The sequence below is a fragment of the Paenibacillus sp. FSL W7-1279 genome (genome assembly GCF_037969845.1).
Taxonomy (GTDB): domain Bacteria; phylum Bacillota; class Bacilli; order Paenibacillales; family Paenibacillaceae; genus Paenibacillus_AQ.
This window is the reverse complement of the sequence record NZ_CP150215.1, coordinates 356187-380229: the sequence shown is the minus strand read 5'-3', so window position 1 is coordinate 380229 and position 24043 is coordinate 356187. Positions and strand designations below refer to the sequence as shown.

The window sequence follows — 24043 nt, the reverse complement described above, 5'->3', positions numbered from 1 at the left end:
CTTATTCATGATCAGTTTCATCATTTTCATAAAATTCGTTCACCTGATGCAGTATAACTGGCAGGCTTTCTCCATCACATATAATGTGATGAATATCAACAAATAGATAGGAAGCCGTTGTTGTCTTCATTAATTTCACACGCATCAACGGTGCTTCGGATAAATTAAATGGTTGTATAAATTTATCGTATTCTGTTTGTACATCTATTGCGTCCACTTCGCTGTAGTCTAATAAAACCCTTGCGTCTGGAGAAATCGTTTGAATGGGTTCACCGTCCACAACATGGAAACTAGTTCGCAGTATCTCTTCTTGCTGTAACAGCTTATCCAAAGCTTTCTGTAATCTTTCTTTATCCAGCGGTTCTTCGTAGGCATAGACATCCGATACGTTGTAGTTAATGTTAGGTCCGGTCATCTCGTCCAGAAGATAGAGTCGTTTCTGAGCTGAACTTGTAGGGTAGTATTCAGCTGCTGAAGCTTGTTCTATTGCCACAAACATCTCGTTCTCTATCGACCCCATATTTTCCGCTATCTGCTCAGGCGTACCAAAAGTAAAAATATCTCTAATTGACAGTCTTACTCCTATAGCTTTCTCCAATTCATTACACAAGAGCACTGCTTTCAGTGACGATCCCCCTAGATCAAAGAAATTATCAGTTACACTGATATTTTCAATATCCAGGATGTGCTCAAATGCCTGTACGATCAGAGTTTCATATTCATTTCGTGGTGCAATATATTCCTTTGACTTATACTGCGGCTGTGGTAATGAGGCTTTGTCAAGTTTCCCATTACTTGTCAGTGGAATCGCATCAATTGAAATAATATGTGCAGGCACCATGTAATCTGGCAATACTTTATTTAACTTAATCTTTACATTCCTTTCTTCTATTTCTGTCTCAGCTATTATATAGGCACACAAAAATTTCTCTTTCTTTTTGTCTTCTCGCACTACTACTACAGCTTCACTTATCCCTTCAAGCTCCAATAAACGGCTTTCTACTTCTCTTGGTTCAATACGATATCCTCTAATTTTTGCTTGGTCATCCATACGTCCAATATACTCAATGTTTCCGTTAGGTAACCAACGTGCCAAATCACCTGTCCGATACATCTTCCCGGCTCCAAATGGGTTGTGTACAAACTTCTCGTCTGTCAGGTCTTGTCGATTTAAATATCCTTGAGATACACCCTCACCCGTTATACATAACTCACCTGGAACTCCAATTCCACAAAGCTCATTTCCATTTAAGATATAAATCTTTAATGTTGGAAGTGGCTTTCCTATGTCGCTAATTCCTCTCTCAATGGCTTCAGCATCAATATCGCGATAAGTAGCGTATACCGTGGTTTCTGTAGGCCCGTACATATTAACCAGACGACAATGCCTATTGTTCTCATGCCATTTCTTCAAATGTGCTGGATAAAGTGCCTCTCCTGCAAAAATAACATATCGTAAACTATTTATTGTTTGTCCTGTCGTTGCATCGATCAGCGCATAAAATGGCGAAGGTACCTGGCATAAGATTGTTACCGCTTCTTTTTGCAACAGCTCTCCAAATGCATATCCATCTTTTACCGTATCTTCAGAAGGAATTACAAGCTTTGCTCCATTCAATAGGCTTCCGAATATTTCCCAAACCGAAACATCAAAACAATAAGAATGGAATTGAACCCAAATATCATTTTCATATAAATCAAGCTTAAACTTGTCATTCTTAAGTAATCGCACTACATTTACATGCTGAACCATAACACCCTTTGGCCTGCCAGTCGTACCAGAGGTATAAATAACATACATCAAATCACTTGATTGATTTACATGGACAAGGTTACTGCATTCCATTGTATAATTTGCCTCATCATGAAGATTCATGATAGGAATGTCAGCTTCAGGTTCTTTTGTACCGCATAATACTACCCTTGGTTTACAGTCATTAATGATATAATTAATTCTTTCCTCTGGATAAGATGGATCAACGGGTACATAAGCTGCCCCAGCCTTTAAAATAGCGTATATGCCCACCACCATCTCCAAACTTTTTTCTGTTGAGATAACCACAAAATCGTTTGGTTGAATGTTATAGTCCTTTCGAAGTTTTCTTGCCAGAGCATTCGCCCGTTCATTTAATTGTGCATAGGTCAGCTGTTGTCCATTAAATGTAATTGCTGTACTATTAGGTATTCTGGCAGCCTGCTCTTCAAGTAACTGCACAATCGTCTTATTATGAGGGTATTCTGCATCCGTCATATTGAACTCATCCAATATTTTTGCTTCTTCGTTCATATCGACCATGGCAATATCCTGCAGCTTCTTTTCCGGAGACATTAAAACTCGTTCAATTAGTGTTAAGAAGTGTTGTGCCATGTACTCGATCGTTTCTGGTTTGAATAAGTCCGTAGAATATTCAAAATCAATCTTATAGCCTTCTGAATCACTTATCATGGTTAAGGTAAGATCAAATTTAGAAATACTCCCTTCAACGGATTCCCTCGTTCCAAATTGAATTCGATCCGAATAATTCTCTTTCTCATCGTCCTGCAATACAAACATCACATCGAATACTGGGTTTCTTGAGTAATCTCTCTTTACTCCCACGGCTTCAACCAAATCTTCGAACTGATAATCCTTGTTATCGTATGCCTGTAAACATTTCTCTTTTATACCTAATAATACATCCTCAAATGAATCATCGGAGGAGACATTCCCTTTGATTGCCAGAGTGTTTACAAACATGCCCAACATATTTTGGGTATCCGTATGGCTTCGTCCCGATATTGGAGTTCCTACTATAATTTCTTCCTGTCGACTGTATTTTCCTAACATGGAGAAAAAGATGGATAACAAAACCATAAACTCAGTTGCACCATACTTTTTCGCTAACTCTTTTACTTGAATACTCGTGTTTTCTTCTACCTGTGTTCGGAAATTAGCACCTCTAAAGCTTTGTTTATGAGGGCGTGGATAATCCATGATTAAATCCAGGACTGGTATATCACCAGAAAATTCTTTCTTCCAGTACGCTGCCTGTTCTGTTATATCTCTAGCATTTTGCCAAACACAAAAGTCTTTATACTGTACTCGTGGTATGAACAAATCTCTTCCTTCATATAACTCTTGTATTTTGTAGAGCATAATCGGCATGCTTTCTGCGTCACACAAAATATGGTGAATATCCAAAAGTAAGTATGAATCATTTGGAGTATCCAGTATTTTTGCACGCATTAGTGGTGATTTTGACAGGTCAAATGGTTGGACGAAAGTATTATATTCAGCTTGGATATATTGTGAATCTGCTGTATTTACTTCACTGTGCTCCAGCACAATTCTTGCATCTGAAGAAATTTTTTGAATTGGCTCACCATTCACTATATGGAAACTTGTCCTCAAAATTCCCTCTTGCTCTACTAATTGATCCAATGCTCTCTGAAGCCGCTCATTGTCTGGTTTAACTTTAAGCTTGATGACTAAAGGAATATTATAAGTTGTACCAGGACCTGTTAGTTGGTCTAGAAGATAAAGTCTCTTTTGAGCTGAGCTTATAGAATAGCTTTCTGCTTCTGCTATTTCTGGTATTTCTTCATACGTATTTACCTTTGAGTTTTTAATTGTTTCTGCAATATTCTTCGGTGTAACTAAATCAAAAATTTCTCTAAGTTGCAGCCTTACCCCTGTACTCTTCTCTAATTCATTACACAGCCGGATTACATTAAGCGAGTATCCACCCAGATCAAAGAAATTGTCATTTACGCTTACTCTTTCCATACCAAGCACATATTCAAATGCCTCTACTACCAATTTCTCCGTCTGGGTCTTTGGTGCCTCATAATCCCTTATCATCTTACTTTCTTCAATACACTTTTCTGGATTCGGCAATAATTTACGATCCACTTTACCATTTGCAGATAGTGGAATCTCATCTACCTGTATGAATTGTGCCGGGACCATATAATCAGGTAGATATTTCGCTAACTCTCTTTTTATTTCTGTCGATTCAATTGTCTCATCGGCAACAATGTACCCACACAGCTGCTTCTCTCCATGGGAATCACTATAATCAGCGACTACGGACTGGCGAATTTTGGGCAAATGATGGATACAGTGTTCTATTTCTCCTAGTTCGACACGATGCCCACGTATCTTAACTTGACTATCTTTTCTTCCAAGGAAGTCTACATATCCTTCCGCACGCATGACACCATAATCACCTGTTTTGTACAGATACCCGAATCTATGGTTGATAAAGGCAGCCTTCGTCTTCTCTTCTTCATTGAGATAGCCTACGGCGACTCCTTTTCCACCAATATGCAGTTCTCCTGGAACGCCTACCGGGCATTCTTCTCCACATTCATCCAGTACGTAAATTTGTTGATTTTTCAACGGATATCCATAAGGGATACTTTTCCACTCTGGCTTCACTTCTGTGATTGGGAAATAGATGGACCATATAGAGCCTTCCGTTGCTCCACCTAACCCGATGACTTGTGCTTTTGGCATTCTTGTTTTGATTTTCTCCGGCAAACCAAGAGAAATCCAGTCTCCACTTAGCATCACAATACGTAATCGTTCTGCTGTAGATCTCTGCAATGTATCTTGTTTTGTATTCTCCAAATACATATCCATAATGGCCGGAACCGAATTCCATATCGTGATTTCTTCTTCGATCATGATCTGATGAATGCTGGCCACATCTAAGAGATCTGGAATTAATACTAACTGGGCTCCGCTAATGAGTGCTCCAAAAATATCATAGACAGATAAATCAAAGCTCATCGATGATAGGGCAATGATTTTATCTTCGCTGCCTACTTTGAATCTCTCATTAATATCTAATAGTGTATTCACGACTGCCTCATGGGTGATCACAACACCCTTAGGATGTCCCGTACTTCCTGACGTATAGATAGCATAGGCTTTATCCTGCTGGCAGTCTTCTACCGATTCCAAGGCGCCATCGTTATAGGTGGAAAGGTTCTCTTTTTCATATAAATCCGGATGAATCATGAGCTTGATATCACTATGCTCCACGATATATTCTATTCTTTCCTCAGGATGTTCCGGATTCACAGGAATATAAGCATGGCCGGCTTTTAAAATAGCCACCGTATTTACAATGGTCTCGATTCGTCTCTCTGCCCAAACGCCAATATAAGAATTGTGCGCATAGTTTTGCTCTGCTAAATAGCGAGCGACCTGATTGGATTTTCTCGCCAACTCGCCATAGGTCAATGTATCCTGTCCTAATTTGACTGCAATCGCATCTGGCGTCTTCTGGCATTGCCGGTCTATTAATCTTTGCAGTAAATCCCCTTCATAGTCTCCTTGTGTACGATTGTAATCAAGCAGTAGTTCAGACTGTGTTACAGGCAACGGCATAGATGAAAGATTATGGTCTATAACTTGCTGTAAGCGAAGTTGATACGTTTCAAACATGGCACTGATCATATCTTCGTCAAACAAATCTTTCACATAATCCCAAGTCATCATTAATTGTCCGTCGCTTTCCGCAACTTGGAAGTCCAAAAATACTTCAGGGGTCTGGCTTATTCCGTATTTCAATTCTCCCCTACTGCCTATACTGGCATTGAAAGAATCCGCTTCGTCACGAAGCATACTCGTAAATATAATTGGCATTATAGCTTGATCTGTTTGACCGCGGTTTTCAGCCAGATCACGTAGGAAATCAACCCCACTGTAAAATCTGTGGTCTAACGCTTCAAATAACCGATTCTGTATCTCAGTAGTTCTTTCCCAAAATGGTCTGTGAGATGATAAATCGATATCTAACAACAATTTTGATACAAAATCCCTCATCAGAGACATTCCATCTTGATGAAAAGGCTGATTACTAAACAGATTTAAGCTAAGTGCCATATTGGTTTGATTGCTCCATTTAAATAGAACTTCCGCATATATTGTGCACAATAGCGCAGATGGTGCAATTCTGTTATCCAAAGCTTTGCTTCTCACAATCGCCCAGTCTTTCGCAGAAATTCTCGTTTCTAAACGTTTCACTGTTGCGTTGTTTACAGCATTCCCGTTAAAAAGAAGCGGTAACTGTGGCGCATGTGGGAAATCTTCTACTTTGCTCTTCCAATAAGCTTGATCTCTTTGATGTAATGCTTGCATTAAATCTGAAACTTGCTGCGCCAGATGATTGGCACGATGATCAAGCTCTGCTTGGGTCGAATCTTTTTCCTCTTTCTTAACGTCCTCTCTCTTAAGTAGCTTTTGCAAACGATCTTCTGGATGCTTTATAACTTCCGAAAGTAATGAAACATAATCATCCAACATTTGCTTTATCGTTTCCTGTTTAAATAAATCTGTAGAATACTCTAAATTGACCACATAACCCTCTGATGTGTGTATTACCATTAAATTCAGATCAAACTTAGCTACTTTTCCTTCCATTGGTACCCATGTTCCACTCATAATGCTCTTTGAACCAGACATAATATCACTCTCTGGCATCATAAACATTACATCAAATAATGGATTTCTTGATAAATCTCTCTTTACATCTACTGCCTCAACCAAGTCTTCATATTGATAGTCCTGATTATCGTACGCATGAAGACATTTTTCTTTTACTCCTAGCAATACTTGTTCAAAACTCTCCTCTTGTTTCACTTTTCCTTTGATCGCCAAGGAGTTTACAAACATCCCCAGCATGTCTTGTGTATCAACGTGGGTTCTGCCTGATACAGGAGTTCCGACTACTATTTCTTCCTGTTGACTGTACTTGCTCAATAGAAGCATAAAGGTTGATAACATAATCATGAATTCCGTAGCACCATGCTTCTTCGCTAATTCTTTTATTTCCATAAAAACTGGTTCTTCAATCTTGGTTTTTACGTCGGCACCATTGAAGCTCTTTTTCTTAGGACGTTGGAAATCTGTATTCAAATTGAGTATTGGAATTTCGCCTGAGAACTCGTTCTTCCAATATGCCGCCTGCTTCGTAATATCCTGAGTCATTTGCCAAGCAGAGAAATCTTTATAATGAACCCTTGGCATTGGTAAAGTATTTCCTTCATATAACTCGCTTATCCAGTTCATCATAATAGGCAGACTTTCTCCATCAGAAACAATATGATGAATATCCAGCATCAAGTATGAAGCTTGTGGCGCCTGTAGTAACTTAACCCGCATCAAAGGTGCTTTGGATAAATCAAATGGGCGAACAAAACGATCATATTCATCTTGAATATCTAGTGTATCTGCTTCTTTGTATTCTAATACTACTCTCGCATCTGGTTGAATCACTTGAACTGGCTCCCCATTAATAAGATGGAAGCTGGTTCTCAATACTTCTTCTCTCTCTAAGAGTTTATCTAATGCTCTCTGCAGCTGCTCTTTATCCAGAGTGTTTTCATATTTTATGACATTCGAAATGTTATAGGAAATACTAGGACCTACTATCTCATTGAGAAGATACAGTCGCTTTTGAACAGAACTCATAGGATAGAACTCTGCTTTAGCTATTTTCGGTATTTCCGAAAAACTATCATATTGCAAACTTCCAATTCTTTCTGCAATACGTTTTGGTGTAGATAAAGCAAATATTTCACTAAGCTGCAGCTTTATACCGATCGTCTTTTCTAATTCATTACACAATAATGTAACTTTCAGTGAATGACCACCCAAGTCAAAAAAGCTATCATGGACACTAATTTCTGTTATTCCAAGGATTTTCTCAAATGCTTCAACTACTAACTTCTCTTCTCTATTTGTTGGTGCTGCATATTCCTTAGACTTGTATTCTGGTTCTGGTAGTGCGGCTTTGTCCAGCTTTCCATTATGACTTAATGGAATTTGATCAATTCGAATCATATATAAAGGAACCATATAGTCTGGTAACTTCTTGCGTAATTCACTCTTGATTGTATCTTCGTCTAATTTTTCCACTTCTGTCTGAACGACTACATAAGCACACAGATATTTTTCTCCTTGCTTGTCTTGGCGTACTACAACGGCTGCTCCACTAACTCCTTCGAGTTCCATCAAAGCACTTTCAATTTCTCCTGGTTCGATTCTGAAACCTCTTATCTTAACCTGATCATCAATACGGCCAAGGTACTCAATATTTCCATCCGGTATCCACCGTGCCAGATCACCTGTTTTATACATCATTCCTGAACCAAAAGGATTTTTAATAAATTTCTGTGCTGTCAATTCTTCACGATTTAAGTAGCCACGCGACACACTTTCTCCTGCAATACATAATTCCCCTGGTACACCTATTCCAGCTATTTTTTCATTTGATAATATATAAATTTGTGTATTACTAATAGGCTTACCAATTAATACTTTGTCTACATCTAAGCCTGCTGGACAATGATATCCACTGGAATTAACTGTAGTTTCTGCTGGACCATAGAGATTCAGTAGTTCTGCTCTTACTTGTCCTTTTTCCCTTAATTGATTATAATGTCTCACACTTTCTGCATTCAGTTTCTCACCAATATTAATGATATAACGTAGCGTATTGATTTCCTCTTTGCTCATATCTAATTCATCTAAGAACATATTGAACATGGAAGGAACGAACTGGATTGCATTTACTTGATAATCCTGAATTACCTTGATGATTTTATCACTTTGACTTTCTTCTCCTTGTTGCAAAATAACAAGTTTACCACCCTCTAGCATCCACCAAAATACTTCCCAGGCAAAAACATCAAAGGCACAAGTGGTCTTCATTAAAAGGGATTCTCCCTCGTGCAATGGATATTCTCTTTGTGTCCACATCTGCTGATTGACTATATGCTGATGCTCTACCATAACCCCTTTTGGTTTTCCTGTTGTACCCGATGTATAAACCAGATAAATAAGATCATGAGGAGTATTCACATGTTCTGGATTCTCTGCACCTTCCTCATAATTGCTTGCACTATATAAGTCTACAGCCTTTTCAGGAGAAATATTATACTTTCCATGACCAATTAAAACCGCTTTCGGTTGGCTATCTTCCAATATATACTCGATGCGTTCTTCTGGATAAGACGGGTCGATTGGCACATATGCTGCACCCGACTTTAGGATGGCATACAATCCGACCACCATCTCTAAACTTCTTTCTGCAATAATGGCAACAAAATCATCAGGCTGAATATGATATTCTCGTCGTAACTTTAATGCAAGTTTATTGGCACGAGCATTTAATTCAGCGTAACTCAATTGCTCATTCCCGCATACTACTGCTGTATTATGGGGTGTTCTTGCTACTTGTTCTTCAAATAATTGGACAATGGTCTTGTCTCTTGGATAGTCACTACCCGTTGCGTTAAACTGTACTAATTGAATCTTTTCTTCTGCTTCATTTGTCATGCCCAATTCTTTTAATTTCGTCTGTGGTGCTGCAATGGCTTGTTCCATAAGTCTTTGCAAATGGGAACCAATAATGTTTATTTCTTCCTTGTTATATACCTTTGTACTGAATAGAATTCTAAAATGGAGACGATCACTCTTAAATGCTGTCATTCCCAAGTCATACCCGATTTGTTCACGGTAATATTCAGATTCCACATTTAATTTGCCATCAATATTTATACTTGTTCCTTGATAGCCCTCAAAGAAGAATAAGGTTCCAATTAGATTCCTTCCTAATAAAGTATGATTCTGTATTTCTGCTAAAGGAAGAAAATCGTGTTCATTTGCAGCAATTGCCTGGCTCTGTAATGATTTCAACAAATCAGCGAATGTGTCTTCGTTTGTTGTCGATATACGTACGGGTATGGTATTGATAAATAAACCAACGATTTCTTCAATACCTTCAATCTCTGCATTTCTACCAGATACAACTTTTCCAAAAACGACATCATTGGTTGAGTTGTATTTTTCCAATAAAACGCCCCAACAAGCTTCTACTAGCGTGTTCAATGTTACATCATACTTGGCACATATCGCTTCTGCTTGTTCGGTTACCTCCAAGCTTAACTTAAACTCTTGACTCTGACTCTCTTCTTCTGTTTCTTCTGGACGACCCATAGGTAAAATTTCAGCCCTTGTCTCATATCCTTGAAGAAGGTCTTCCCAATATTTAAGGCTCGGCTCTTTATCTTTTTCATTGATATAATCTACAAATTTTTCATAGCTCCCAATTTTATTAGAAGCAGCCTGATTAAGTATTTTTAATTGTTCTTCATCTGTTGCCATATACGCACTAAATAATTCTTTACGCAAAATTGGCAAACACCAACCATCTAAAATAATATGATGGTTCGTCATGATCAACCGATAACCACTGTTCTTTATTTTTATCAAATTCATACGAAGTAGTGTATCTTCTTCCAAATCAAATCCACGTTTTACATCTTGTTCCTTTAAATCAAGATAATCAGATTCATTATCTACTTCCATATAATTAAATTCCGGCATTCTTTCTTTCAATACAACTTGTCTTGGTACACTTACTTCCCGATAACAGATCTTTGTACGTAAAATATCATGCTGTGTTGCTAGATATTCAAAAGCCTTGTGCATCTTCTCTACATCTACTTCCGTCAATCGCAACGTCTGCTGAACAACATACTTCGTAGAGGATTCATCCAAAAGCTTCTCATAGAGCATTCCCTCTTGCACAGGAGCCAATGGATAGATACGTTGAATTTCTTCGCCGCGGTTTTTGGCAGCTTCCTGTACATAACAAAATTCGCTATCTTTCCATACCCTCTCACCAAAATCACTTGCCGTTGACTCACTCTTCTGTGCATGGGAGCAATGTTCTGCGACCGCTATCAGTTCTTCTTCATATGCTTTTCCTATTTGCTCAATTCTCTCAGCTAAATAACGACTGCTGTTGCAGGTTACTGTCATAGATAAACTACCATTTTGCACATGACCTATGACGTTAATGGATGGTCCAAATTGATTGCGAGGATCCGTATCCTGTCCATAACCCAGTTGTGAAAACTCAAAATTTGGATCGCCAGATCCTTTCTTTGTTTCTAGTTCTCCAAGATAGTTAAATGATATATCTGGTGCCACTTCCACATCCATTCCTTCTGAATTAACCATGTCTGCATACTTTATGAGGCCATAATCAATTCCATGTGCTGGCACACGTCGTAGGTTCTCTTTCGTATTTCGAATATCCTGAGCAATATTAGTGCCTAACTCTTCTAAAACTACGGGATATATACTAGTGAACCATCCTATTGTCCTACCTAAATCAAAAGACCCTACTGTTTCTTCACGACCATGTCCTTCCATCTGTATAGCAAGCGTTCTCTGACCTGTTACTTTGTTTACCGCACGTCCTAGTGCTGCTACAAGCAAGTCATTAATCTCTGTATTATAAGCATGTGCACTTTCTTTTAATAACTTTTCTGTGATCGTGGCATTAAGACATGCCACGGCTGTCTTTGGTTCGAATTCATGGTCAGTGCTATCTTCTTTTAACTTACCATCAACCAATTTATTTTCTATTTCTGACCAGTAAGCTACCCTTCTCTTTAACTTTTCACTCTGGCTGTAATGAGCTAATCCTTCGCTCCATACTTTAAAGGAAACGGTTTTAGCTGGTAATGTTATCTCTTTCTGATTCAAAGCTTGAGAGTAGCCCTTCTCCAGATCCTCACTTAAAATTCGCCAGGAAATCACATCCATTATCATATGATGAGCTAGCAACATCATATAATCTTGCTCCGGCGTACTAAATACAACAGCCTGCAATAATGGTCCTTCCGCCAAATCCATCTTTACTTTCGTTGACTTAATTTTTTCCTGAATCTCTTCAGATTCACATGCTATTGTTGTAAAGCCGTACCATTTCTTATCTTCTACTTTCCCTATAACCTGTTTCTTATCTTTGTACGTAGCTCTCAACATATCATGATGCTGCACTAACGCAGATAAAGCTTTTTGTAGTGCCATGGCATTTAGCTTTTCACGAACCTTAAACACTTGGCATACATTAAAATGTTCAGGATCCATCATATTTTGTGCGAAGAAGTAGTTTTGAATTGGTGTCAGTGAAATTTCACCACTTATTTCTCCTTGCTCCGCAGGTATAATTTCTTTTTTTGTGGATAAATTCATGGCTATTAGCTTTGGTGTTCTCTCCATCAAAAGATTTCGCATGGAGATATCGTATCCAGCTTCTCTTATCTTGTTTAGAATATGGATAGCCTTGATGGAGTCCCCACCCAAATCAAAGAAATTGTCGTTTACGCTTACTCTTTCCATACCAAGTACATATTCAAATGCCTCTACTACCAATTTCTCCGTCTGGGTCTTTGGTGCCTCATAATCCCTTATCATCTTACTTTCTTCAATACACTTTTCTGGATTCGGCAATAATTTACGATCTACTTTACCATTTGCAGATAGTGGAATCTCATCTACCTGTATGAATTGTGCCGGGACCATATAATCAGGTAGATATTTCGCTAACTCTCTTTTTATTTCTGTCGATTCAATTATCTCATCGGCAACAATGTACCCACACAGCTGCTTCTCTCCATGGGAATCACTATAATCAGCGACTACGGACTGGCGAATTTTGGGCAAATGATGGATACAGTGTTCTATTTCTCCTAGTTCGACACGATGCCCACGTATCTTAACTTGACTATCTTTTCTTCCAAGGAAGTCTACATATCCTTCCGCACGCATGACACCATAATCACCTGTTTTGTACAGATACCCGAATCTATGGTTGATAAAGGCAGCCTTCGTCTTCTCTTCTTCATTGAGATAGCCTACGGCGACTCCTTTTCCACCAATATGCAGTTCTCCTGGAACGCCTACTGGACATTCTTCTCCACATTCATCCAGTACGTAAATTTGTTGATTTTTCAACGGATATCCATAAGGGATACTTTTCCACTCTGGCTTCACTTCTATGATTGGGAAATAGATGGACCATATAGAGCCTTCCGTTGCTCCACCTAACCCGATGACTTGTGCTTTTGGCATTCTTGTTTTGATTTTCTCCGGCAAACCAAGAGAAATCCAGTCTCCACTTAGCATCACAATACGTAAGCGCTCTGCTGAAGTGCTATGCACCGTATCTTGTTTTGTGCTTTCCAGATACATATCCATAATTGCCGGAACCGAATTCCATATCGTGATTTCTTCTTCGATCATGATCTGATGAATGCTACTCATATCTAAAAGATCCGGAATTAATACTAACTGGGCTCCACTAATGAGTGCTCCAAAAATATCATAGACAGATAAATCAAAGCTCATCGATGATAGGGCAATGATTTTATCCTCGCTGCCTACTTTGAATTTCTCATTAATATCTAATAATGTATTCACGACTGCTTCATGGGTGATCACAACACCCTTAGGCTGTCCCGTACTTCCTGAAGTATAGATAGCATAGGCTTTATCCTGCTCACAGCCTTCTAACAGATCTAAGGCTCCATCGTTGTAGGTGGACAGGTTCTCTTTTTCATATAAATCCGGATGAATCATGAGCTTGATATCACTATGTTCCACGATATATTCTATTCTTTCCTCAGGATGTTCCGGATTCACAGGAATATAAGCATGGCCGGCTTTTAAAATAGCCACCGTATTTACAATGGTCTCGATTCGTCTCTCTGCCCAAACGCCAATATAAGAATTGTGCGCATAGTTTTGTTCTGCTAAATAGCGAGCGACCTGATTGGATTTTCTCGCCAACTCGCCATAGGTCAATGTATCCTGTCCTAATTTGACTGCAATCGCATCTGGCGTCTTCTGGCATTGCTGGTCTATTAATCTTTGCAGTAAATCTCCTTCATAATCTCCTTGTGTACGATTGTAATCAAGCAGTAGTTGATACTGTGTTACAGGCAGCGGGATAGATGAAAGATTATGGTCTATAACTTGCTGCAATCGAAGTTGATACGTTTCAAACATAGCACTGATCATATCTTCATCAAACAAATCTTTCGCATAATCCCAAGTCATCATTAATTGTCCGTCTCTTTCCGTGACTTGGAAATCTAAGAATACTTGAGGGGTCTGGCTTATTCCGTATTTTATTTCTCCTAATTTCGTCAAAGTATCTGTAAATTCCGATTTATCGAATAACATACTAGTGAATACAATTGGCATAATCGCTTTACTAGTCATTTCTCTCTTACTTGCAATATTTCGTATAACATCAACACCACTATAAAAACGATGATCTACGGCTTCAAATAATAGATCTTGAACCATAGATGCTCTCTCCCAAAAAGCACTATGAACAGACAAATCAATATCTAACAGTAAAACTGACGTAAAATCTCCAATCAACTTCATTACGTCTGGATGAAAGGACTGTCGATTAAATAATGTTAAATTAAGTGCCATTCTGGATTGATTGCTCCATTTGCCCAAAACTTCCGCATAAATTGTACATAAGAATACAGATGGTGTTACACCATACTGAGTTGCTAAGCCTTTCACAATATTCCATTTATCAGTTGTCAGACTCTTCTCCATTCGCTGAAATGTTGGTCTCTCTATGGATTCTGGCTCACAAACGAATGGTAGCTGAGGGGCATATGGAAAATCCTCTATTTTGGCTTGCCAATAATCTTGAGCTCTTTGACAGGCGGAAGATTCACGAAAGCTCTCCAATGCCCTTACATAATCTGAAAATTGAAATGTTAAAGGTTCAATCTCCATATTCGGTTTCTCATAATAATCCATGATCTCTTGTATTAAAATTAATAAACTGCCGCCATCAGCAATTAATAGGTCAATATCCAGGAAGAGGTAATTTTTCTTCTCACCAAGAATAAATGCAGACAACTCAAATAATGGCCAATGATCTTGTTGAAAAACAAAATGTGACCTACGATTTCTTTTTTCCAATATTCGTTTTTGTTGATCCTCTAAAGACAGGTCTTGTAAATCTTCAATACAAATCTCATAAGAAGAAGCAGAACGTCGAACTTTTTGCATTCCTGTATCATCAAAAATAGTACGTAGCATAAGCTGACGCTCTAAAACATGATTCAATGCATCGTTTAAGCGTTTAATATCTAATTCTGTTTCAAACTCATAATAGGCATGTGTGGAGATATTGCCCATTTCCATAATATTTTGTCTTCCAACTAAATAGGCTCCTTGTATTTCTGTTACCGGAAACGGCTCATACCACATGTCTTTATTCCCTGTTAATTCAGAAGTTCGGACATCCTCTACCTGTAGTTGTTCCTCAACAATCGTAATTATTTGTTCCAGGGTAGACATTTTGAAAAGGCTTACGATAGGGATTTCAACTTGAAATCGTTGATTTATTTCATCCTGGAAACGAATCAAAGTTAACGAACTAACTCCCATCCGAGAAATAGTATCGTCTACTTTCAAAGTAGGGATAGAGAATACTTCTTTTGCAATTTCAACGATTTGATTTTCAATCTCCGCTTTGTTCCATGCTGGCTTCTTTGCGGATTCCTTGATACTCTGATAAGAATATGGAGCTATTGCGATAACATCATCAAACTCATGATTCTCAAATCGCTCTATTAAAAGATATCGTTGGACCTTTCCACTTGTTGTTTTCGGTATCGTTTTTATTGGAATTACATAATCTGCAGCTATTCCAATCCGTTCTAATACCATATTCTGCACTTGATGGGCAAGCGGCAAAAATACCTTAGCATCTTGTCGATTATGTACAAATACTATAATTTCATCCCTGATAGATGACGGATTGCGTACACCACACACAACGACTTGAGACAATTGTGGGATCGCCAATGTTAACATATTTTCTATATCACTAGCATAATAATTCTGGCCATTTACAAACAGAATATCCTTTTTTCTACCCATTACAATTAGTTCTCCATTGCGTAAAAACCCTAAATCTCCTGTATGGAAGAAGCCCTGCTCACTAAAAGGGGAACTATCATGATTCATATATCCCTCAAATACATTTTTCCCTTTGATCACGATATTGCCTATGTAATTTTCCTTTAAGATGTGATCTTCATCATCTACAATCAATATTTCTAATTCATGTAATGGTTCTCCTACTATGGCAAACTCTGCTGCATTTGGCTCCTTCGTTTCTAAATCTTCCACTTCTTGTCCAATACGAGCTTTATGACGGTTAATACATACACTTCGATTATGTCCTTCTTCAGGAATAGTAACAGCCAAACTAGCTTCTGCCATACCATAGACTTGATGGATCGTATTTTCACGCAAGCCAGAAGACGAAAATTTTTCATAAAATCGTCTAATGGTATCCATTGATATTGGTTCTGCACCACACATTATGTTTCGCACACTAGATAAATCAATATGTTCTAAATGTGAATCCTTTACAGTCTTCATCATCCAGTCTAATCCAAAATTTGGACTTACAAGCACCGTTGCTTTTAATTGCGCACATTTTTGAAGATATAGCCAAGATTTCTTTAAAAATGTACCGGAATTTAGAAGGGAATGAGATATACCCGCAAATATCGGAGTTAAATGATAACCGATCAAGCCCATATCATGTGTCAATGGTAACCAACTAGCCATGACATCATTTTTGTCTAATTTCATACGATCTACTATCTGTGCCAAATTATAAGCTAGATTTTCATGTGTTAATTTTACTCCTTTAGGGTTACCTGTGCTGCCAGACGAATATTGTATATACGCTAAGTCCTGACAATCTACTGCAACGCATTGCCCCTCTTCCATATTTCTTGCTAAGGTTTCATACTCTAAATATTTCAAATTAATGGCTTCATAACTTTCTCTAAACGTATTTAAATTTCTTTCATCAGTAATTATCCACGCATTCGACAACTGCTCGCTTACTTTCACTAACTTTTTGAAGGCTTCAGTGTCAGGCGATGCAATTAGCGGTATAGACAGAGGGACGGGTATCATGCCTCCTAAAATACAACCCCAAAACAACCTTATAAAGAATAGATTATTGTTTGTCTGAAAGATAATATAAGAGCCCTTCTGAAATCCCTGCTTTTGTAGTGCCCCTAAGATGCATTTGGCATTAAGATAAAGACTTTCATAAGACTCAAACAAATCAGAGCCATCGGATTGAGTAAAGTAAACTCCCTTTGATTTCTCATTAGCATAATTTCCAAGTAATTGGTCGAGTGTTATATTAACTCCATCCTCTAATACTAATTTTGTAAAAGATTTCATGTTTTACCTCCCAAGAAATTATGTTTTTATGCTACGACATTATCTTTATTACAATGGATGCAACGTCTTGATCTTGCCTCAATCCATTCATAACTATTTTCGCCAATGACGGAAATCTTGCTATTTTTCAAAACATTGGTATAAAAAAAAGAGCCTCAATTAATAATGTCATCTTGAAACTCTTGATAGGTCTTTGTTACATATTCTTTTTTCTGAAAAAATCAAATGCCACACTTGGATTATTACTTACCTGATTTCTTACGAAATCCTTTAAATCCGTAGGTATGTTCATAGTTTGGACAATTCCCCCCTTTCATGCCCCTTATACACTCTCACTCTCTTAGCTCACATCATACAACCATCTTATAAAATCAACGATTTCTCCTTCTGCAACAACACCATATATATCGGTTTAATATACAATTTATGACATATTATCTTCCTGTTTATGACAACAAATCAAATTAATTATTCAAATCACCTTTAATATCAAAATACAACATAATCATCTATAATTCTATTATATTCCATTGCATGATGATATCAACAATAACTTTAATTTTTTCAATTTCCAAGGGCGTTGTCTAAATCCAACGCCTTTAGCCTTCAGAAAACAGGAAACAATGGTTGTTGTCTTGCCAATACTGTTATTTGACCTTTCTCAAATGATAGATTCATATGATCAACGGCGCAGCAATCGCCAAATTTCTCCACTAGATTTATACATTCAATGGCCTTTGTCATTTTGTACTAACCTCCGCTAATTTCTTCTTCGTTACTTGTTGTCCTCATTATATTGAGAGGCTTTATGGGTCGCTATCCATACAATAAGATAGAACTATTATCTCTGTATAAAAGGATATAGCTTTAAGGCGTGCTTATTGTAAAGCTGCAAGTGTCACAAAAGCAAAAATCCACAGCCTTAGTCGGTTGTGGATTTATAATTGTATGTATGGAGGCGAGGGGGTCGAACATTAAAAGGTAAACCTGTAACTAATAAAATAAAATCGGTGATGATTAGCTCTATTTAAATCATTCCATCTTATACAACATAGAGCTTAACAGCTCCCTAATCCTCTGTCCTTCCCCGCTCTCGTTGGTACGGAACCTTTCTAATTTCATCCCAAATTTCTTGAAAATCTCTTCTTTGGCCGGCTGCATCATCCCTTGAGTGGGGTGATCCGCTTACCTCCATATACCTCGGAACTCTCCCTAATCCAACCATCCCTTGCTGCGTGCGATATCGATCGCCTCGATCCGTGTATTCGCCCCGAGCTTCCCGATCGCCTCTGACATATAGTTCCGTACCGTTCCATAGGATAGAAACAGCTGTGCTCCAATATCTTGAAGAACTAAGCCTTGGGCAGCCAACTTCATGACTTCACGCTCCCTGGGTGATAATGGACATGGATCATCCCATACCGCGAGCGATAATTCTGAATTAATGACGCGTTTCCCATCATAGACCCGACGAATCGCATCAGCCAGTTCCTCGCTGCCCGTATCCTTGAGAAGATAACCATAAACTCCTGCCTGCATGGCCCGCTGGAAATATCCAGGACGCGCGAACGTCGTCAAGATGATGACACGACAACCCAACTTATTTTTTTGAACCCATTCCGCAATATCTAACCCCGTTTTCAGTGGCATCTCAATATCCAGAACAGCTACATCCGGTTCATACTCCTGAATCATGGACATCACTTCTTCCCCATTTTCAGCTTGACCGACTACTTCAATATCATCTTCTAACGAGAGTAACGTTGCCAGTGCTCCCCTTAATAACTTTTGATCTTCTGCCAAAACAATACGAATCATCTAAGCGCTACCTACCTTTTCATTTCGTATTACCCTAGGTATATGTAAGGTGACTTCCGTCCCCTTGCCTAAGGAAGAAGACAGCGACATACGACCGTCGATCATAACCAACCGCTGCCGTAATCCGGCGAGGCCGTTACTGCTAGTATAGAATTGATCCATATCTGCCCCAATACCGTCATCACTTACGGATACACGAACTTCCCCTTCCTGAATGTCGAGAAGAACGCTGCAACTTGTTGCTCGGCTATGACGAACCACATTTGTAATCGTCTCGCGAAAACACATCGCCAAAATCGTCTCCTGCAAGGGTGTTAACGGAAGCGGATTGTTCACTAAAGCGTCTTCCGTCCCAACATTAGAAGGTCTGGGATCGGAAATCGATTGATATTGAAAAATAAGCGGTATACCCGCAGCTGAACATAACGATACAGCATGCTTATATTCGTCAGCGAGATATGTAACTTTCATCTCCGTAACCAATTCTCTCATTTGTTTCAAGGCTGCGCGTGCCGTTTCCCGTATTTCACGAGCCTCTGCTATCGCTCTCTCGGGAGAACGATTGACCAATTTCTCAACGACCTCGCCTTTTAGTGCGATTAATGACAGCGTATGTCCCAATGTATCATGTAATTCACGTGCGATCCGCTGGCGCTCCTCCTGCTGTGCCATTCGTTCAGCAGTTTCTGCCCGCAGCCGCGCTGCCTTCTGTTGAAACCGGGTCGAAGTTCGAATAATATACGGCAGAATACAGATGCCAAACATAGGCACCAGCCCTATCCATACTAGGCTGCCCATCCGGTCCAAGTAAGGAACGGCGATAAATCCCATAGCTACCGTAAAAACGATCGTTATAGAGAGTAATATCGGCAGCTTTTGTTTGCTCAGCGGAGCAGCGATCATAAAACCCATAAACGTATACATAGGGTGAAATACAGCTGCTAAAATTAAAAGTATACCCAACTGAACCATCAATATTGGCGTGGCCCACTTTAAATTAAAGTAGGATTGTCGAAACAATAGAACGAATAGGCCTAACAGAACAAAGCCAAGCCACTGTATACTTGATGGCTCATAGAGTAAAAAGTACAAGGGTATCATTAAATTGGTTAACAAAATATAAGGAGCGACTCCTTCCGATTTTGGAAAGAGACGCCACTTTTCTCTATTCAATTAGACCGCATCCCGTCGATTATATATATAGATTGATAGTAGCATAAAGAGGAGACCGCATCCTGTCAAAATTATGAAATCAATACTTGCTGGATTTTGTCCAGCGATCATATTCCATGCCCCATTGGCGTAACGGTGAGATGGAAGCCATTCCCCGACCGAGCCCATCCAACTTGGCAAAGTACTAAGCGGCATCCAAAGCCCCCCTACAATGGCGAGTCCCATCTGTAATACATTTCCGATGGCAACGGAGGTATTCGCATTTTTAAGCGTTCCTAACAAGGCACCAAGCGCCAGAAAAGATATGCTCCCGATCCATAACCATAGTCCGCATAAAATCCATTGCCCGGCTGTCAATTGTATATCATGAACAAGGCCAGCAGATAAAAAGATAACAACAATGACGATCAAGTGAACAGCCATTTGCGATACAATTTTGCTGCCAATCCAGACTGCAGGAGATAGTGGAGTCAACTTCAACAGGCGTACCCACCCGTCTTGATGCTCGAACGATAGACGGATACCGAATTGAGATACGGCTGTACCGATCAAACTGAATGCCGTCATCGACATCAATGAAAAGACACCCCAAGTTGTCGATTGGATCGATTGATCTACCCCATTCATACTCGCAAATAAAAAGTAAAAAGCAAGCGGCATCGCAATGGAGAAGAGCAAGAAAAATGGACTGCGGATAATTCGTATACTTTCTGCTTTCGTCTGGGCAATAAACATATGTAACATGGCTATTTTCCTCCTGAAAATGTTTATTATCGTATAATTGTTTGTTTATTTGAGCCTGTAAGACTTCGGAATGTATCTTCTAAGCTGGCGGATTGTATATCAATATCCGATATTCCCCATTCAGACTGCATCAGTGTAAATAACAATACATCGGTCTCTTGAGCATACAGACGAATTCGCTCACCGTTGCATTCTGCCTTTTCAACGCCAGGTAATGTGAGCCATTCCTGCTGGGCTGGCGCGTTCGCCGCTCGAAATGAAACGGCTCTAAGCGCTGTTTGAGCCTTTAAACGCTCCGGAGTCCCTTCCGCAACAACCTGTCCACCAGCGATGACTGCGATGTGATCTGCGACAGCATCAGCTTCGTCTAAATGATGTGTAGTTAAGAGCACCGTACGTCCGTCACTTGCCAGTGCTTGGATGGTGTCCCAAAAGCGGCCACGAGCCTCGATATCCATTCCGACGGTTGGTTCATCAAGCAGGAGAAGCTCTGGATTTCCCGCCAAACTCTGAGCGAAGGCTAATCTACGGCGTTGTCCTCCAGACAGGGAGGATGCACGTCGTTTCTGATCCGCATGGAGACCCGAAATGTCTAACAATCGCTCTAGCGACATCGGATTACGATAGTAACTGCGGAACAATTGAAGCACTTCTTTGACCGTAAGTCCATCTGCTGCTTTCACATCCTGCAAAAGCGCTCCGACGCGTTGCCGTAATTCTTTTGTGCCAGACGGGACCCCCAAGACCCTGACTTCTCCTGATGTTGGCTTGATCATTCCGAGGATCATGGAAATGGTTGTTGTCTTGCCTGCACCATTCGGTCCGAGCAGTGCTGATATTTGACCTTTCTCAAAAGATAGATTCATATGATCAACGGCACGGTAGTCGCCGAATTTCTTCACTAGATTGATACATTCAATCGCCTTTGTCATTTTGTCCTAACCTCCGCTAATTTCTTCTTTCGTTACTTGATGTCCTTATTATATTGAGAAAGCGCGAAAACCAATTAGTGTGGGTTGTCACAAGCCGGTTATGACAAATGTCAGAAAAAAGAAATCATGACCACCCGTCCAACGGGTGGTTTGCTCTTGGGGTATAACCCCTTGTTGCCAAACTGCGCCTAAAGACGCTAGCCTGACCATAACTCTGTTCAGGCTCATTGTTATTTGTCACTTTCACTTACCAGTTAAACTGGTTTATTTCTTTTTGCCCCTGTTGCTGCTGAATGGATCTTCGTACTCTTTTACACTCAACTTATCCATGGCTTATCATGTGCCTCTTGTTCACGAATGTACTTCGCTACTGTTGCTTCATTCAAACCTACTGTACTCACATAATATCCTTCTGCCCAAAATTTTCGATTCCCGTATTTATATTTTAGTTGTGCATGCTTCTCGAAGATCATTAACGAACTTTTCCCCTTTAGATATCCCATGAATGATGAGACTGAAATTTTCGGTGGGATAGCCACCAACATATGGACATGATCGGGCATCATGTGACCTTCTATAATTTCTACTCCTTTGTACTTACATAAGCGTTTGAAAACTTCTATTAAGTCTCTTCTTACTTGATTATAGATCTCTTTCCGTCTATACTTCGGGGTAAATACAATGTGGTATTTGCACATCCACTTTGTGTGAGCTAGGCAGTAGCTCTTGGTTGCCATTTGAGACCATTCCTTTCTTTGAGCCTGAACATCTCAATTTTATTGGAATGGTCTCAGTGGTCAAACCCTCAATCCCTCCACCCGCATAGCGGGTGGTTTTTTGTTTCGCGCGTTTCACGCACTCAACTGGCTAAAGCCATAACAAGCAAAAAAAGAAGGACCTCTAAGGCCCTTCTTTAGCATAACGTGTATTTGACACTCTTTGAGTGACGTGTCTTGCTTTGCAAACTTATATTATCTTTCCCTCTGTGAATATAAATTTATTTACGAAGACTCTGAAGACCCTCATTATTTAATCGCTTCTATTTCTGACGTTTTCTCGATGTTTGAGCATGTAATGAACAGGATGATTCAGATGGAACGGAAAGTGACCAAATTCGGCAACAGCCTCGGTATAACCATGACTGATGTTTTGAAGCAAATTGGACTGGATCAAGGCAACACTGTCAGTATTGAGGTTAGTCCAGCCACAAGAGAAATCATTATTAAGAAGTTAACAAAGGTCTCCTTACCTAAAGGAATACGTGCGGACTTCATGGATACTTTGACGATGACATTGAAGAATACGATCAAACGCTTCGAGGACTTAAAGACGGATGACATCCATCCGCTATTTATCCGTCCAACATGATACAACGATATAGCCCGGGGGAACATAGGCGAAGATGCTTATCCTACTATTTTCGAAATAGCCGCAGCTTTGTTCGAATCCCTTGGTCAAAACCATCCTTTCCATAACGCAAATAATTGGACTGCTTTTACAGCACTGGTTGTACTCCTGCGCTTTAATGGCCTGCACTTCAAGATAGATGCAAGAAAGCCGAAAATTTTACAGTGGATATGGTTAACCATCAATTCGATCGTCAACAAACGGCTGCGATCATTGAAGCTCACTGCACCACGATTCCCAAATCATAAATCTAAGCCTTTACTCAAGTGTCCCTTTTTTCATTTGACGATGTCTGTATTTAGCTAGAAAGATACGCCAGCAAAGCTTCATAAGATTTGGAACAGAGTGTGCATTTTCTTTGAGATAGGACAATGCAGAACGGTTTCCTCGTTTCGTATTGCATTCGCTGCATGAAGCGATCAGGTTTTGCGGAAGATCCGAGCCGCCTTTGCTTGAGGGGATCATATGGTCCACTGTCGTGGCGTGTCGTCCGCACCACAAACAAGTGTGATGATCTCGTTTCAGTGCAGCTTTTCGATAGTCCCGAAATAAGAACGGATTATAAAGCAATTGGATCGTCTGCTCATCAATCCAAACAGCTCGCGATCGCTCAACTTCCCGCCAAGCCCGATGGGGTAAACATGGTGTTAGTTGTTGACCATCCATATTGAGTACCGTTATCAATGGTTCCTCTCCATCATGACTATGATTCATCGATTTCACTCCATCTGTACGACATGTTCTACCCTATAGTATTAATATAAAACAAAAACACCATCCTCATGCGGATGGTGTTCATTATGATGGAACCGAGGGGAGTCGAACCCCTGTCCGAAGATAAGCTTCTACGGTGTAGTCAGGATTGTGG

General features: G+C 39.6%; 8 protein-coding genes and 1 pseudogene. 2 read left to right on the top strand and 7 right to left on the bottom strand.

Annotated features, from left to right (window positions below; all coding sequences use genetic code 11):
* Position 1: 1 nt before the first annotated feature.
* From MKY82_RS01630 to tnpA, 6 genes and pseudogenes are all read right to left on the bottom strand, one after another.
* Entirely contained in the window at positions 2-17101 is a 17100-nt protein-coding gene (locus MKY82_RS01630) for an amino acid adenylation domain-containing protein (protein ID WP_339295323.1), read from the bottom strand.
* 1212 nt (positions 17102-18313) lie between these two features.
* The gene (locus MKY82_RS01625) at positions 18314-18919 is read right to left on the bottom strand and encodes a response regulator transcription factor (protein WP_339295322.1); all 606 of its coding nucleotides are present in this window, start codon (positions 18917-18919) and stop codon (positions 18314-18316) included.
* On the bottom strand, positions 18920-19843 hold the full coding sequence (locus tag MKY82_RS01620) for a sensor histidine kinase (protein WP_339295321.1): 924 nt from the start codon (positions 19841-19843) through the stop codon (positions 18920-18922). It lies immediately after the preceding gene.
* Between the two features lie 249 nt (positions 19844-20092).
* Positions 20093-20836 (bottom strand): ABC transporter permease, encoded by a 744-nt coding sequence (locus MKY82_RS01615; RefSeq protein WP_220686907.1) that lies wholly within the window; start codon positions 20834-20836, stop codon positions 20093-20095.
* 26 nt (positions 20837-20862) lie between these two features.
* The gene (locus tag MKY82_RS01610; RefSeq protein ID WP_220686908.1) at positions 20863-21768 is read right to left on the bottom strand and encodes an ABC transporter ATP-binding protein; all 906 of its coding nucleotides are present in this window, start codon (positions 21766-21768) and stop codon (positions 20863-20865) included.
* Between the two features lie 264 nt (positions 21769-22032).
* Positions 22033-22505: pseudogene (gene tnpA / locus MKY82_RS01605) on the bottom strand (IS200/IS605 family transposase).
* Positions 22506-22860: 355 nt separating this feature from the next.
* On the opposite strand from tnpA, the gene MKY82_RS01600 reads away from it, so the two are divergent.
* On the top strand, positions 22861-23136 hold the full coding sequence (locus MKY82_RS01600) for an AbrB family transcriptional regulator (protein ID WP_339295320.1): 276 nt from the start codon (positions 22861-22863) through the stop codon (positions 23134-23136).
* A 69-nt stretch (positions 23137-23205) separates the two neighbouring features.
* Positions 23206-23481 carry a hypothetical protein gene (locus MKY82_RS01595; RefSeq protein ID WP_339295319.1) on the top strand — a complete coding sequence of 92 codons (276 nt, stop codon included), beginning with the start codon at positions 23206-23208 and terminating at the stop codon, positions 23479-23481.
* On the opposite strand, the gene MKY82_RS01590 is transcribed toward MKY82_RS01595, so the two are convergent.
* A complete protein-coding gene (locus MKY82_RS01590) occupies positions 23434-23889 on the bottom strand; it encodes an HNH endonuclease (protein ID WP_113061584.1) in 456 nt (151 codons plus the stop codon). The genes MKY82_RS01595 and MKY82_RS01590 overlap by 48 nt on opposite strands.
* Between the last annotated feature and the right edge of the window lie 154 nt (positions 23890-24043).

What these genes read in the sequence shown, in the direction of transcription:
- MKY82_RS01590 (WP_113061584.1), bottom strand. Translation starts at nt 23,889, where the DNA reads ATGAATCATAGTCATGATGGAGAGGAACCATTGATAACGGTACTCAAT.
- MKY82_RS01610 (WP_220686908.1), bottom strand. Translation starts at nt 21,768, where the DNA reads ATGACAAAGGCGATTGAATGTATCAATCTAGTGAAGAAATTCGGCGAC.
- MKY82_RS01600 (WP_339295320.1), top strand. Translation starts at nt 22,861, where the DNA reads ATGGAACGGAAAGTGACCAAATTCGGCAACAGCCTCGGTATAACCATG.
- MKY82_RS01630 (WP_339295323.1), bottom strand. Translation starts at nt 17,101, where the DNA reads ATGAAATCTTTTACAAAATTAGTATTAGAGGATGGAGTTAATATAACA.
- MKY82_RS01615 (WP_220686907.1), bottom strand. Translation starts at nt 20,836, where the DNA reads ATGTTACATATGTTTATTGCCCAGACGAAAGCAGAAAGTATACGAATT.
- MKY82_RS01625 (WP_339295322.1), bottom strand. Translation starts at nt 18,919, where the DNA reads ATGATTCGTATTGTTTTGGCAGAAGATCAAAAGTTATTAAGGGGAGCA.
- MKY82_RS01620 (WP_339295321.1), bottom strand. Translation starts at nt 19,843, where the DNA reads ATGTATACGTTTATGGGTTTTATGATCGCTGCTCCGCTGAGCAAACAA.